The sequence below is a fragment of the Desulfobacter sp. genome, assembly GCA_028768545.1.
GTDB lineage: Bacteria > Desulfobacterota > Desulfobacteria > Desulfobacterales > Desulfobacteraceae > Desulfobacter.
In genome coordinates, this window is sequence record CP054838.1 from 4,178,109 (window position 1) to 4,192,357 (window position 14,249).

Annotated in this window: 21 protein-coding genes; all 21 read right to left on the bottom strand. The window is 45.4% G+C overall.

The genetic code is table 11. From position 1 onward, the window contains the following. Nucleotides 1-11 precede the first annotated feature (11 nt). Nucleotides 12-554, bottom strand: coding sequence for a 50S ribosomal protein L6 (rplF, locus tag HUN05_20255; protein WDP87176.1), 543 nt, complete (start codon nt 552-554; stop codon nt 12-14). Between the two features lie 16 nt (nt 555-570). Continuing rightward, nucleotides 571-969, bottom strand: coding sequence for a 30S ribosomal protein S8 (gene rpsH, locus HUN05_20260; protein WDP87177.1), 399 nt, complete (start codon nt 967-969; stop codon nt 571-573). Between the two features lie 70 nt (nt 970-1,039). After that, nucleotides 1,040-1,225 carry a type Z 30S ribosomal protein S14 gene (locus tag HUN05_20265; GenBank protein ID WDP87178.1) on the bottom strand — a complete coding sequence of 62 codons (186 nt, stop codon included), beginning with the start codon at nt 1,223-1,225 and terminating at the stop codon, nt 1,040-1,042. Between the two features lie 19 nt (nt 1,226-1,244). Continuing rightward, nucleotides 1,245-1,784, bottom strand: a complete 540-nt coding sequence (gene rplE, locus HUN05_20270) for a 50S ribosomal protein L5 (GenBank protein ID WDP87179.1) — start codon at nt 1,782-1,784, stop codon at nt 1,245-1,247. A gap of 22 nt (nt 1,785-1,806) precedes the next feature. Then, the gene (locus HUN05_20275) at nt 1,807-2,121 is read right to left on the bottom strand and encodes a 50S ribosomal protein L24 (protein WDP88160.1); all 315 of its coding nucleotides are present in this window, start codon (nt 2,119-2,121) and stop codon (nt 1,807-1,809) included. 32 nt (nt 2,122-2,153) lie between these two features. Then, nucleotides 2,154-2,522 (bottom strand): 50S ribosomal protein L14, encoded by a 369-nt coding sequence (rplN, locus tag HUN05_20280; GenBank protein WDP87180.1) that lies wholly within the window; start codon nt 2,520-2,522, stop codon nt 2,154-2,156. A gap of 17 nt (nt 2,523-2,539) precedes the next feature. Next, nucleotides 2,540-2,800 carry a 30S ribosomal protein S17 gene (gene rpsQ / locus HUN05_20285; protein ID WDP87181.1) on the bottom strand — a complete coding sequence of 87 codons (261 nt, stop codon included), beginning with the start codon at nt 2,798-2,800 and terminating at the stop codon, nt 2,540-2,542. A 16-nt stretch (nt 2,801-2,816) separates the two neighbouring features. Continuing rightward, entirely contained in the window at nt 2,817-3,014 is a 198-nt protein-coding gene (gene rpmC, locus HUN05_20290; protein ID WDP88161.1) for a 50S ribosomal protein L29, read from the bottom strand. A 5-nt stretch (nt 3,015-3,019) separates the two neighbouring features. Beyond that, complete coding sequence (rplP, locus tag HUN05_20295) at nt 3,020-3,427, bottom strand: 50S ribosomal protein L16 (GenBank protein WDP87182.1); 408 nt, start codon at nt 3,425-3,427, stop codon at nt 3,020-3,022. Between the two features lie 23 nt (nt 3,428-3,450). Continuing rightward, nucleotides 3,451-4,104 (bottom strand): 30S ribosomal protein S3, encoded by a 654-nt coding sequence (gene rpsC, locus HUN05_20300; GenBank protein ID WDP87183.1) that lies wholly within the window; start codon nt 4,102-4,104, stop codon nt 3,451-3,453. A gap of 16 nt (nt 4,105-4,120) precedes the next feature. Beyond that, nucleotides 4,121-4,456: a 50S ribosomal protein L22 gene (rplV, locus tag HUN05_20305; protein WDP87184.1), complete on the bottom strand. Its 336-nt coding sequence runs from the start codon at nt 4,454-4,456 to the stop codon at nt 4,121-4,123. 33 nt (nt 4,457-4,489) lie between these two features. Next, on the bottom strand, nt 4,490-4,765 hold the full coding sequence (gene rpsS / locus HUN05_20310) for a 30S ribosomal protein S19 (protein WDP87185.1): 276 nt from the start codon (nt 4,763-4,765) through the stop codon (nt 4,490-4,492). Nucleotides 4,766-4,778: 13 nt separating this feature from the next. Then, the gene (rplB, locus tag HUN05_20315) at nt 4,779-5,603 is read right to left on the bottom strand and encodes a 50S ribosomal protein L2 (GenBank protein ID WDP88162.1); all 825 of its coding nucleotides are present in this window, start codon (nt 5,601-5,603) and stop codon (nt 4,779-4,781) included. 21 nt (nt 5,604-5,624) lie between these two features. Further along, complete coding sequence (gene rplW, locus HUN05_20320) at nt 5,625-5,912, bottom strand: 50S ribosomal protein L23 (protein ID WDP87186.1); 288 nt, start codon at nt 5,910-5,912, stop codon at nt 5,625-5,627. A 1-nt stretch (nt 5,913) separates the two neighbouring features. Next, nucleotides 5,914-6,534, bottom strand: coding sequence for a 50S ribosomal protein L4 (gene rplD, locus HUN05_20325; GenBank protein ID WDP87187.1), 621 nt, complete (start codon nt 6,532-6,534; stop codon nt 5,914-5,916). Nucleotides 6,535-6,650: 116 nt separating this feature from the next. Then, nucleotides 6,651-7,283, bottom strand: coding sequence for a 50S ribosomal protein L3 (rplC, locus tag HUN05_20330; protein ID WDP88163.1), 633 nt, complete (start codon nt 7,281-7,283; stop codon nt 6,651-6,653). A gap of 21 nt (nt 7,284-7,304) precedes the next feature. Further along, on the bottom strand, nt 7,305-7,613 hold the full coding sequence (gene rpsJ / locus HUN05_20335; GenBank protein WDP87188.1) for a 30S ribosomal protein S10: 309 nt from the start codon (nt 7,611-7,613) through the stop codon (nt 7,305-7,307). Between the two features lie 14 nt (nt 7,614-7,627). Next, a complete protein-coding gene (gene tuf, locus HUN05_20340) occupies nt 7,628-8,821 on the bottom strand; it encodes an elongation factor Tu (GenBank protein ID WDP87189.1) in 1,194 nt (397 codons plus the stop codon). A gap of 47 nt (nt 8,822-8,868) precedes the next feature. After that, nucleotides 8,869-9,336 (bottom strand): 30S ribosomal protein S7, encoded by a 468-nt coding sequence (gene rpsG, locus HUN05_20345; GenBank protein ID WDP87190.1) that lies wholly within the window; start codon nt 9,334-9,336, stop codon nt 8,869-8,871. A gap of 50 nt (nt 9,337-9,386) precedes the next feature. After that, nucleotides 9,387-9,758: a 30S ribosomal protein S12 gene (locus HUN05_20350; protein ID WDP87191.1), complete on the bottom strand. Its 372-nt coding sequence runs from the start codon at nt 9,756-9,758 to the stop codon at nt 9,387-9,389. A 105-nt stretch (nt 9,759-9,863) separates the two neighbouring features. After that, on the bottom strand, nt 9,864-14,243 hold the full coding sequence (gene rpoC / locus HUN05_20355) for a DNA-directed RNA polymerase subunit beta' (GenBank protein WDP87192.1): 4,380 nt from the start codon (nt 14,241-14,243) through the stop codon (nt 9,864-9,866). Between the last annotated feature and the right edge of the window lie 6 nt (nt 14,244-14,249).

The window sequence follows — 14,249 nt, forward strand, 5'->3', positions numbered from 1 at the left end:
TTTCCCAATTATTATTCTTTACCAGCTGTTTTACCGGCTTTTCTCATAATTCTCTCGTCAGCATAGCTGATGCCTTTACCCTTATAGGGTTCGGGAGGTCTAATATCTCTGATGTTGGCTGCAGCCTGGCCCAAAAGTTCTTTATCAATGCTGGCAAGGGTAATTTCCGTATTTTTATCCACATTGGCTGAAACACCGTCGGGAAGCGGGAAATCCACCGGATTTGAATACCCCACATTTAACACAAGATTGTTACCCTTGGTTTCTGCGCGGTACCCGATACCGGTAAGTACCAGTTTCTTTTCATATCCTGTAGTGACGCCTTGAACCATATTAAAAATAAGGGATCTGAACAAGCCTTGCAGAGCCACTTTCTTTTTATTGGTCATATCTGTTTTAACGTTCAACACAGTGTCGTTGATTTCAATATCGATTGCCGGATGCAGTTTACGGTCTAAGTTGCCTTTAGGGCCATTGACCTTAATAATATCCCCATCAAGGGTGACTTTGACCTTATCTGGAAGCTGAACCGGCTGTTTTCCTATTCTTGACATTCTTAATACTCCTGTCTTACCAAACGTTACAAAGAATTTCACCGCCGACGTTCGCTTCTTTAGCCTGTTTGTCAGTCATCAACCCCTTGGAAGTTGAAATGACGGAAATACCCAGACCGTTTAAAACCGGCTTAATGTTTTTTGATTTGCTGTAAACCCTGCATGAGGGTTTGCTAACACGCTGAATACCAAAGATGGTGGGTTTCCCCTCGGATACATATTTGAGATATACACGGAGCACGCCCTGTGTCTCATTTTCAAGGAATTTATAATCTTTGATATATCCTTGTTCTTTAAGCACCCGCACCAGGTCCAGTTTGATCTTTGATCCGGGGATATCCACTTTGGCCAGACTCGCTTTTCCACCATTTCTAATGATTGTCAGCATGTCTGCAATTGGATCACTAATTGCCATTTGTAATTCTCCTTAAAATCCGCTGATAGTAACTTAATCTATTGCATAAAGTTTTCAGAATCTGTCTTACTTACCAGGATGATTTGGTAACCCCTGGAAGTTTTCCTTCAGATGCAAGTGTTCTGAAACAGATTCTGCAAATACCAGCTTTTCTGATAAATGCTCTTGGTCTACCGCATAAAGGGCATCTGTTATACGCACGAACAGAAAATTTTGGTTTCCGGTTCGCCTTTGCGATTAAAGCTTTTTTAGCCAAGCTCTCCTCCTTACGATCCTTAGTTTTTGAAGGGCATTCCCATACGTTTCAGGAACGCTTTCCCCTCTTCATCGGTTTTAGCTGTGGTCACAACTGTAATATTAAGACCTTTGATACTATCGGTCTTGTCATAGTCGATTTCAGGGAAAATGATGTGCTCGGTGATACCAAGGCTATAATTTCCTCGGCCGTCAAAGGCTTTCCCGGAAATTCCCCTGAAATCCCTTACACGGGGCAGAGCAATGTTGATCAGTCTTTCGAAAAAATCATACATTTTTTCCCTGCGTAGGGTTACTTTGCATCCAATGGGGAGGTCTGCGCGAAGCTTAAAATTGGCTATGGGCTTTTTAGCCCTTGTAATAACAGCCTTCTGGCCTGCAATCAACCCCAGTTCCTGGGCAGCGGATTCAACAATTTTGGGATTGCGAACCGCTTCACCAAGACCCATATTCAATACGATTTTATCCAACTTGGGAACCTGTAACTGATTGGTGTAGCTAAACTCTTCAGTCAGTGCAGGTGCAACCTCATTGGTATATTTTTCCTTAAGCGTGGTCATTTATTCTCTCCGGCTTTGGGCGTTAAGAATCTATCTGCTGGTCGCATTTTTTGCAGATTCTCACCCGTTTTCCATCTTCCAGCTGTTTAATTCCAATTCGAGTCGGTTTTACACAGGAATTACACATGAGCATCAGGTTGGATATGTCAATGGGCATGGCCTTGTCAACGATACCGCCCTGGGGGTTTGCCTGTGTGGGCCGCTGGTGAACTTTTACAACGTTAATGTTTTCAACGACAACCCGGTTGGTCTTCTTGACTACCTTGAGGACCTTGCCGATCTTACCCTTGTCCTTACCGGTAAGCACTTTTACCTTGTCATCTTTTTTTATTCTAATTTTCATAATTTCAATTCTCCACTGACCCGATATTAAAGTACATCCGGAGCAAGGGAAACAATTTTCATGAACCGTTTTGCCCGAAGTTCTCTTGCCACCGGACCAAAAATACGGGTACCGACAGGCTCATTATTTTTAGTAAGAACTACTGCGGAATTATCATCAAATCTAATGGATGATCCATCCGGCCTGGCAATCTCTTTTTTGGTCCGCACAATAACCGCCTGGACAATATCCCCTTTGCTGACCTTGGAGTTGGGGATGGCTTCTTTAACAGAAACAACAATAATATCCCCAATGCTGGCATACCGTCTTTTGGATCCGCCCAATACCTTGATGCAGTAAAGTTCTTTTGCCCCTGAGTTGTCAGCGACAGTCAGTCTGGTTTCACTCTGAATCATAATTCAACTCCTTATCGCTAAACCGCTTTTTTAACAATTTCGGTTACCCGGAACCGTTTAAGCTTACTCAAAGGCCTGGTTTCGATGATTTTTACCTCATCACCAATTCTACATTCGTTGCTCTCGTCATGGGCATGATATTTTTTGTATCTTTTGATGAACTTTTTATACACCGTATGCTGTACAAATCTTTCAACCCTGACGACTACGGATTTATCCATTTTATCGGATACAATCAGACCGATCAGCTCTTTTTTATTATTTTTTATATTTTCCATATCAATAACTCTTACATTAGCTAATGTTTAAATTCATCTCTTTTGAAATGGTATAGAGTCTGGCGATGTCTTTTCTAACATTTGGAAGCGTTGCGGTATTCTCAAGCTGTCCAACATCATTCTGGAAACGAAGATTGAAAAGTTCTTTTTTAAGTTCAACGAGCTTTTCTTTAATCTGATCTGCGTCCATTTCTCTAATTTCACTGGCCTTCATCATGACTAACTCCTCTCCACAAAACGGGTTTTTACGGAAAGTTTTCTTGCAGCAAGTCGAAGTGCTTCTTTTGCCAGCTCTCTGGGAATTCCTTCCATTTCATAGAGAATCTTACCGGGTTTTACCCTGGCAACCCAGGCGTCAGTAGCACCTTTACCCTTACCCATTCGAACTTCAGCAGGTTTTTTAGTTACCGGATGATCTGGAAAAAACCGAATCCAGGTTTTGCCGGCTCTTTTGGCATGTCGGGTCATCGCAACCCTGGCTGCTTCAATTTGTCTTGCATTTACATATCCGCATTCGACCGCCTGGAGGCCAAAGTCACCAAAACTCAGGGTGTTTCCCCTGGTGGGTGTTCCCTTGGTTCTACCCCGGAACTCTTTACGGAATTTAACATTTTTTGGACTAAGCATTTGCTAATCTCTCCTAATCGCCTCTATTTTGTCGCCAAAGCCTGCTCACCAGGACTCAACACTTCACCTTTAAAGATAAAGGTTTTAATACCGATGGTGCCGTATGTGGTCTTGGCTTCAATAAACCCGTAATCCACGTCGGCTCTCAGGGTATGAAGAGGGATACGCCCTTCTTTATACCATTCGGTCCTGGCCATTTCAGCGCCACCCAGACGACCGGAGCAGATAATTTTAATTCCTTTGGCTCCGAACCGCATGGCAGACGACACGCTTCTTTTCATGGCTCTTCTGAATGCAATTCTGCGCTCAAGCTGGCTGGCAATATTCTCAGCCACCAGTTGCGCATCAATTTCAGGTCTTCTGACCTCTTTGATATCAATGAGGACATCAGGGTTGAGCATTTTTTCGAGCTCTTTTTTGAGCAGTGCAATTTCAGACCCTTTTTTACCGATAATAATACCGGGTCTGGCGGCAAACACTCTCAACCTGATTTGTTTTGAAAATCTTTCGATTTCAATTTTTGAAATACCTGCATGGTAAAGTTTCTTTTTCAAAAATTTTCTGACTTTGAAATCTTCTTCTACAAAATCAGCGTAATCTTTATCTGCATACCATCTGGAATCCCAAGTCCTAATGATGCCTAATCTTAACCCGGTAGGATGTACTTTCTGGCCCAAGCCTTTTCCTCCTTATTTAGACAGTTTCTTCAACAATCACGGTTATATGACTGGTTCTCTTCAAAATGCGGGAAGCTCTTCCTCTTGCCCGCGGCCTGAACCGTTTCATGGAAGGTCCATGATCAACAATAACATTTTTCACTACCAGCTTATCAACATCCATCTCATTGTTATGCTCGGCATTGGCAATGGCGGACTGCAGGGTTTTGTACATAATCCCTGCGGCTTTCAGCGGCATAAATTTCAGTAACGTCAATGCCTGTTCAGCGTTTTTCCCTTTTATCTCACTTATGGGCAGCCGAAGCTTAAACGGTGAAATCCTTGCATATCTTGTACTTGCTTTAATTTCCATATCACTATTTCCTCTTATCATGGGAAGTCAAGATTAGCGCTTGGCTCTCTTGTCTCCGGCATGACCCCAAAAAGTTCTTGTCGGTGAAAACTCACCAAGCTTATGTCCAACCATGTTTTCAGTAACAAAAACCGGGATAAATTTTTTCCCGTTATGAACCGCAAAGGTAATTCCAACCATTTCTGGAAAAATAGTTGACCTTCTCGACCAGGTTTTAATAACTTTATTGTTGTTGGACTTGTTGGCGTCCAGAACTTTTTTCAAAAGCTCGGCTGCGATATAGGGTCCTTTTTTTAATGATCTTGGCATAATTATTCACCTATTATTTGCGTTTAGCCCTTCTTTTTACAATATACTGATCAGTTCTGGCACTCTTCCGAGTCCTCTTACCTTTTGTGGGCACACCCCATGGGGTACAAGGCTGGCGACCACCTGAAGACCGGCCTTCACCACCACCCATGGGATGGTCAACCGGGTTCATGGCAACACCCCTGACAGAAGGACGTTTGCCCATCCACCGGGAACGACCGGCTTTACCGATACTGACATCACCATGTTTTTCGTTTCCAACTCTACCCACAGTGGCTTTGCATTTCACATGAATCATGCGAACTTCACCAGAGGGAAGAAGAACCTGAGCATAGGTGCCTTCTTTGGCCATCAGCCGGGCGTAACCGCCGGCACTTCTGACAATCTGACCACCTTTGTTCTCTTTGAGCTCAATGTTGTGAATACGGGTACCTGTTGGAATATTCTCCAGGGGCAGGCAATTTCCGGGCTTGATATCTGCCTCGGGTCCGGTTTCAAGAATATCCCCCACCTTTACATCAAGTGGGGCAAGGATATATCTCTTTTCACCGTCCGCATATACCAACAAAGCGATACGCGCACTTCTGTTGGGATCATATTCGATTGCAGAAACCTTGGCCGGAATCCCGTCCTTGTTCCGCTTAAAATCTATAATACGATATTTTTTCTTGGCACCGCCGCCTCTGTGTTTGGCGGTTATTCTTCCGTAAGAGTTACGACCGGACCTTTTATTAAGCTTTTTGGTCAGCCGACGTTCAGGTTTTGTTTTGGTAATTTCTTCAAAAGAAAGGTATTCCTGAGCACGTCTTCCGGGAGATGTCGGTTTTGCCTTAACTATTGTTGACATATATATACCTCTTTAAACACCTTCAAAAAAATCAATTCTTTGTCCTGGCATTAGAGTGACAATCGCCTTTTTCCAGTCTTTTCTTTTGCCAATGATTCTGCCGCGCTGTTTTACCTTACCTTTTACCTGTACGGTTCTAACCTGCTTTACCTGGGTATTAAAGGTCTTTTCGACAGCGTCTTTGATCTCAACCCGGTTTGCCTGCTTGGCAACCTTAAAGGTGACCTGATTGTTGAGTTCTTTTTGAAGGGTAGTTTTTTCTGTGACCACAGGTCCGCGGATAATGTCATATTCTTTCATGTTAGCTCAACCTCCCCTTGATGTTCTCAATACTGGATTCAACCAGTAGAAGGTTCTTAAACTTTAAGATGTCATAGACATTCAGACCTGCTGTTTTAATGACCTTCACGTCAGGAATATTTCTTGAAGAAAGGGCAAGTTTAATATCATCGGAATCTGAGACAATCAAAATATCCTCTAAATTGAGGGTTTTGAGAATATCAGCCAACACCTTAGTTTTAATATCTTCGAGTTCCAAGGCATCCACGACAAAAAGATTGCTGTCCTCAACCTTGGCGCTAAGTGCCATTTTCAAGGCAAGTCTGCGCACCTTTTTGGGTACTTTGTATGCATAGGAGCGCTGGCTTGGGCCAAAAATAACCCCGCCACCTTTTCTCAGGGGATTTTTAACACTACCAGACCGGGCATTACCGGTTCCTTTTTGCCTGAACAATTTCCTTGTAGAGCCGGCAACCATTCCACGCGTTTTAGACGCAGCCGTTCCTTCCCGTTTTGCAACGAGCTGGGATCTAACGACTTCGTGAAGAACGCTTGTCTTAACCGGAATGCTGAATATTTCATCAGGCAACTCTGCTTCAGACACTTTTTTCCCTGCACTGTTTAATACATCTACAGCAGCCATTATTCTTCCTCTTAAATTTTGATCGACTATGCATCACTGCGAAAAGATTGCAATACCCATAGCCGCATTTAGTCTTTTTCAAGACTGATGCACGCCTATTACGGCGTTAAAAAAATCTAGTTTTTTTCATCAGCTTTCCGCACTTCAATGACCCCTGTTTTAAAGCCCGGGACTGCGCCCTTGACCAGCAGAAGATTGTCGTCGTGCTTAATATCAACGATCGTAAGATTTTTTACAGTGGTTTTATCAACCCCCATATGACCTGGCATTTTCTTGCCTTTAATAATCTTTCCTGGCCATGCAGAGTTACCCACTGAACCGGGTTTCCGGTGATTTCTGTTACCATGGGTTTCAGGTCCCCGGCTAAATCCGTGCCGTTTAATAGTCCCCTGAAAACCGCGACCTTTGGAGATCCCTGAGACAGTGACTTTATCACCAACTGAAAAGAGGTTTATGTCCAGGGTTGCACCTGCTTCAACATCTCCTACGTTTTCAGTTCTAAACTCCCTGAGAACCCTAAATCCTTTGTCGGTAGCCTTTGCAAGGTGGCCTGCAACCGGTTTATTCAACCGTTCAACAGGTTTTTCATCAAACCCAAGTTGAAGCGCGGTATACCCGTCTGTCTCTTGGTTTTTCACCTGGGTTACCACACAAGGTCCAACCTGCAATACGGTAACAGGAATGAGCTTTCCGGCTGAGGAAAACACATTGGTCATCCCGATTTTTTTTCCAAGTAATGCACTCATAATCTGTTTATTCCTGTTAATGACCTATAATTTTATTTCAACATCAACACCCGGTGAAAGATCAAGCTTCATCAGGGCATCAACGGTCTGTTGCGTGGGCTCAAGAATATCCATCATTCTTTTATGGGTCCGAATCTCAAACTGCTCACGTGATTTCTTGTTCACATGGGGAGACCGCAACACAGTAAACTTATTGATTCTTGTCGGAAGGGGAACCGGCCCCACGATTCTGGCGCCGGTTTTCCTTGCCGTATCAACAATGTCCACTGAAGATTGATCAAGTAACTTATGATCATAGGCTTTAAGCCTAATTCTTATCTTAGTTTTCAACATGTCAATGTTCTTTCTTATTCAACGATTTCACCGACAACGCCGGCGCCTACGGTACGACCGCCTTCACGAATAGCAAAACGGAGTTCTTTTTCCATGGCAATGGGGTTGATCAGCTCAACATTAATTGTGGCATTATCGCCAGGCATGATCATTTCAACACCCTCATCCAAAGTCAGGACACCAGTGATATCTGTAGTTCTGAAGAAAAACTGAGGTCTGTAACCTGTAAAGAACGGTGTATGACGACCACCTTCTTCTTTACTCAAGGCGTACATCTCAGCTTTAAATTTGGTATGGGGATTGATAGTACCGGGTTTACAAACGACCTGGCCGCGTTCAACCTGGTCTCTTTTAGTACCGCGAAGCAGCAGACCAACATTATCACCGGCCTGACCTTCATCAAGAAGTTTTCTAAACATCTCAACACCGGTACATACGGTTTTAGCTGTCTCTCTGATACCAACGATTTCAACCTCTTCACCGGTTTTGACAATACCACGTTCAATACGACCTGTCACAACCGTTCCACGCCCGGAGATTGAAAACACATCTTCAATGGGCATAAGAAAGGGTTTATCCGTATCTCTTTCAGGCTCGGGCACATAGTCATCAAGCACGTCAAGAAGCTCAAAAATAGGCTTGGCTGCATCAGAGTCAAGGTCTTCTGCCTCAAGGGCCTTAAGAGCAGAACCACGAATAATGGGAGTCTCATCACCAGGAAATTCATAGGTATCAAGCAATTCCTGAAGCTCCATTTCAACGAGCTCGATCAACTCTTCGTCATCAACCATGTCACATTTGTTCAGGAAAACAACGATTTTAGGCACACCCACCTGACGGGCAAGCAGAATATGCTCACGAGTCTGGGGCATGGGACCATCATCTGCACTAACAACCAGAACCGCGCCGTCCATCTGGGCTGCACCGGTAATCATGTTCTTGATATAATCCGCATGGCCCGGGCAGTCAACGTGGGCATAATGACGATTTTCTGTTTCATACTCAACATGGGCAGTAGCAATAGTAATACCGCGTTCTCTTTCCTCAGGTGCCTTATCAATCTCATCAAAGGGAACATACTCTCCGTTACCTTTCATGCCGGCAAGCTTAGTGATTGCTGCAGTCAGAGTGGTCTTACCATGGTCAATATGACCGATTGTACCTATGTTCACGTGCGGCTTAGTCCGCTCAAATTTCTCCTTAGCCATCTTCTGTATTCCTCCTGTGGAATGTTTTCAAAGATATTTTAAACTATTTACCACCGAAAATGGGCAAAAGCCTTGTTGGCTTCGGCCATCTTGTGCGTATCTTCTTTTTTCTTCATTGCGCCACCTCTCTGGTTGTAGGCGTCAAGCACCTCAGCAGCCAGTTTGTTGGCATATCCTTTTTCAGACCGGTTCCGGCTAAAGGTAATCAGCCACCTAAAAGCCAGCGCAGTCTGCCTGCTGGGCTTAATATCAGTGGGCACTTGATAGGTTGACCCGCCGATTCTCCTGGATTTTACCTCAACAGAAGGCCTGATATTGTCGATTGCTTTCTTGAATACACCAAGAGCAGGTTCACCGACCTTTTCCTCGGCCATTGTCAATGCAGCGGTTACCACTTTACGGGCAGCATTTTTCTTGCCGTCCTTCATAACACAGTTCACAAACTTGGCTGCAAGTTTTTCTTCCTGCGTGGCATCCTGCATGAAATTTTCTTTAATAACTAATTTTTCTGCCATTTGTCATGTCCACCAAAATTATTTTCTATTTTTATCTTGTCAACCCAGCATTATTTCGGACGCTTGGCACCGTATTTAGAACGGCCCTGACGTCTATCATCAACACCCAATGTATCAAGCGCACCCCTGACAATATGGTAGCGCACACCGGGAAGATCCTTTACCCTGCCGCCCCTTACCAGAACAACAGAATGCTCCTGAAGATTATGACCCATACCCGGAATATACGCGGCAACTTCCATGCCGGTTGTCAAACGAACCCTGGCAACCTTTCTCAAGGCGGAGTTCGGTTTTTTAGGGGTAGATGTGTATACTCTGGTACACACACCGCGCTTCTGGGGACCACCCTTCAAAGCAGGTGTATTCACCTTTTTTTCTGCTTTCTTTCTACCTTTTCGAACCAATTGATTAATGGTCGGCATAACTCTCCCAACGCTCCTTATCAAATATAATACGTCATCATACACGACAAAATATTTAATCTTACTTTCACTTGTTTAAGTTGTCAAGCAAAAATTAATTTTTAACTAAACCTCAGCCACTTCACCATACTCGACTTCGATATCTTTATACCCCGCAAACCCTGTGCCTGCAGGAATGAGACGGCCCATTACCACATTTTCTTTTAAGCCTTTTAGGCTGTCATACTTACCTTCAATGGCCGCCAAAGTCAGCACCTTGGTTGTCTCCTGGAAAGATGCGGCAGACAAAAAGGAATCCGTGGACAAGGATGCTTTGGTAATTCCCAAGATCAGGGGTTCACCCTTGGCAGGTTCTCCGCCGTTCATGGCCACCTCACGGTTGGTCTCTTCAAAAAGAATCCGATCCACCTGCTCATCCGGAATAAAATTGGTATCTCCGGTAGAAATCACTTTGACCCGGCGCATCATCTGCCGGATAACCACCTCAATGTGCTTGTCATTGATCCGAACCCCCTGGAGCCTATAAACCTCCTGGACTTCATCCACCAGGTACTTGGCCAGGGCAACCTCACCCTTGATATTCATAATATCCTGGGGGTTGGCAGAGCCTGCAATAAGGGGATCTCCAGCCTTGACATAATCCCCGTCATATACGGAGACGTGCTGACCTTTCGGGATGGAGTATTCTTTCTTCTCCCCGACATCGGCCGGCGTTACCGCTACCCTCTGACGTCCCTTTGTCCCTTTGGAAACCGTGACATATCCGTTAATCTCGGTAAGCACAGAAGGATCTTTGGGTTTTCTGACCTCGAACAATTCAGCTACCCGCGGCAGACCACCGGTGATATCCTTGGTTTTAGTGGTTGCTCTCGGCAGCTTGGCAATAACATCCCCTGCCATAATGGAGTCATCCTCTTCTACGGTAAGGATGGCATTCACAGGCAGATAATACCGGGCCGGTGTATTGGAATTGGGCAGTTTAACGGATTTTCCGTCTTTATCTTTTACCGTAATCCGAGGCCGGACCTCGGTATCTTTACCCTCAATAATGGTCCTTGAAACCTTGCCGGTTACCGGGTCAATCTGCTCCTGAACCGTGTTGCCTACCAAAATATCGGCAAACCGAATCCGGCCGGAAACCTCGGTTATAATCGGCGTGGTAAAAGGATCCCAGGACGCGATGATATCACCCGGTTCAATGGTCTTCCCATCTTTAACATGCAGGGTCGCACCATAAATAACCGTTTCCTTGGCACGCTCCCGTCCTTCTTCACCCACAATGGTGATTCCGCCACCCTTACGGTTCATAACGATGACATCGCCTTCAGCCGAAACAACGGTCTGGATATCTTCGTTGTACCGGAGAATCCCCCCGACCCTTGCCTTGATTTCAGCAACCTCAACCTTTCGTGAGGCCGTACCCCCAATATGGAAGGTACGCATGGTCAGCTGGGTACCAGGCTCGCCGATTGACTGAGCCGCAACAATACCGATGGCCTGGCCAATTTCAACGGTGACCCCGTGGGCAAGATCCCTGCCGTAGCATCGGGAACAGACCCCGTGTTTTGAATTACAGGTCAAAACCGATCTGATCTTGACCTTTTGAACACCGGCGGCCTCAATTTTGGCCACGTGGGATTCGGTCAATTCCGTATCTACACTGACGATATGCTCATCCGAGTAGGGATCACGGATTTCTTCCTGGGTGACCCTCCCGAGGATCCTTTCCCCAAGGGTCTGGATGATCTCACCGCCTTCATAAAGGGCCTCGACCTCAATACCGTTAATGGTACCGCAATCAACTTCCACAATGGTGCAGTCCTGCCCGACATCGGCCAGACGACGGGTAAGATACCCGGAGTTGGCTGTTTTAAGTGCAGTATCTGCAAGACCCTTACGGGCACCATGGGTGGAAATAAAATACTGAAGGACTGAAAGACCTTCCCTGAAGCAGGCCGTGATCGGGTTTTCAATGATCTCGCCGGAAGGCTTGGCCATCAACCCACGCATACCCGCCAACTGGCGCATCTGATCCTTGGACCCACGGGCCCCGGAATCCGCCATCACATAAACCGCATTCAGCTGTTCTTTGTCGTCATCCCCGGGTTTTCTGGGCGGATTTTTCATGACTTCCATCATGGCATTGGCAATATCATCTGTGGCCTGGGCCCAGATATCAACCACCTTATTGTACTTTTCACCCTGGGTGATCAGCCCTTCGGAATATTGATTTTTAATATCTTCAATACTCTCTTCGGCCTTGGCAATCATATCCCATTTATTGTCCGGAATAATCATGTCATCCACACAAATAGACAGTCCGCCCAAGGTGGAATACTTATACCCAATATCTTTGAGCCGGTCAGAAAGAATAACTGTCTCTTTAAGACCGATATTTCGATATGCATAGTCAATGAGCTTGACAATGGAACTCTTGTCCATGAGTTTATTGACCAGGTTAAAGGGCAGGGTTGAATTGCGTTCATCCACCCTAAAAATGGTAAATTTTTCACCCACCATTCTCACCTCGGTAAACTGATCTTTTTTCAGGCCGTAAAGCTGTTCCACAACCACATCAGAGACCTGGAAAATATTTTTAAACTCTTTACGAGTCAAAATCCCTGTTTTACCTCTGGTGGTTTTAATTTCATCATCCGCATACTTATCAAGCACCTTATCAAAATCCTGGCCGTCTTTAAGGGCTTCAAGTGCAGCTTCGCACTCTTCCTGGGTTTCGGTTCTGATACGGCTCATATCCAGAAGAATATCCCCGGGTATGGTCTCCCAAAGCAGAATCCGGCCGGTTGTGGTCTCATAAATCTCGTCATCTATCCGGACACGTATCTTGGCATGGAGACTGAGTTCACCAGAGTTAAAGGCGAACCTCACCTCTTCTAGGCTTGAAAAGGTAATGCCCTCACCCTTTTGTCCTGATACCGCCCGTGTCATGTAATAAATTCCCAGAACAATATCCTGGGTAGGCACAATAATTGGCTGCCCATTGGCCGGAGAAAGGATATTATTGGTGGACAGCATCATAATCCGGGCTTCAAGCTGAGACTCCAGAGAAAGAGGCACATGAACCGCCATCTGGTCACCGTCAAAGTCAGCATTGAATGCCGGACATACAAGGGGGTGAAGCTGGATGGCCTTGCCCTCGATGAGTACCGGTTCAAAAGCCTGGAATCCAAGACGATGAAGGGTTGGCGCCCTGTTGAGCATCACTGGATATTCTTTAACAACAGCCTCCAATGCATCCCATACCTCGGTTTCTTCCCGTTCAACCATCTTTTTGGCGCTTTTGACCGTTGAAACCAGCCCTTTCTGCTCCAAATAGTTATAAATAAAGGGTTTGAACAACTCCAGAGCCATTTTCTTAGGAATACCGCATTGATGGAGCCTGAGCTCAGATCCCACCGTAATAACGGTACGTCCGGAATAGTCCACACGTTTACCCAAGAGGTTCTGACGAAACCGTCCCTGTTTACCCTTGAGGGTGTCAGATAAGGATTTGAGAGGACGTTTATTGGTTCCGGTAACCACACGGCCATGGCGGCCGTTGTCAAAAAGAACGTCTACGGCTTCCTGAAGCATCCGCTTTTCATTTCTGACAATAATATCGGGGGCATTCAGATCCACCAGTCTTTTAAGACGGTTGTTCCGGTTTAAAACCCTCCGATAGAGATCGTTGAGATCTGAGGTGGCAAACCGTCCGCCCTCCAAGGGGACCAGAGGACGCAAATCCGGTGGCAGAATGGGACAGGCGGTCAGAATCATCCTGGCCGGCTCAATTCCTGAATTGAGAAAAGCATCGATTACCTTGAGCCGCTTGGCCATCTTCTGCTGTTTGGCCACGGATTTGGTCATGCCGATCTCTTCTTTGAGTTCGTCATGGGTGGCCTGGAGATCAATTTCCTCCAATAATTTTAAAATGGCCTCAGCACCGATCCCCGCCTCAAAATGCTCTCCAAAGGCTTCAAGGGCTTCATAGTATTGATCGTCGGACAAAAGCTGCATTTTCTTCAGCCCGGTCTCCTTGGGATCAATAACCAGATAGGAATCAAAATAAAGGACCTTTTCAAGATTTTTCAAGGTCAGGTCCAGCACATTCCCGATTTTAGAGGGCAGACTTTTGAGAAACCAGATATGGGAAACCGGAGAAGCAAGCTCTATATGAGCCATTCTTTCCCGCCTTACCTTGGACTGGATTACCTCTACTCCGCATTTTTCACAAACCACGCCTCGGTGCTTCATGCGCTTATATTTACCGCAATTGCACTCATAATCCTTGGTCGGACCAAACACCTTGGCGCAGAACAGACCGTCACGTTCCGGTTTAAAGGTTCTATAGTTAATGGTCTCGGGTTTTTTTATTTCACCGTGGGACCATTCCCGGATCTGGTCTGAAGATGCCAGGCTGATCTGAACGCCCTGGTAAATCTTAGGATCTTTGGGTTTTGCGAAGAAATCATAAATATTGTCCAATGTCTT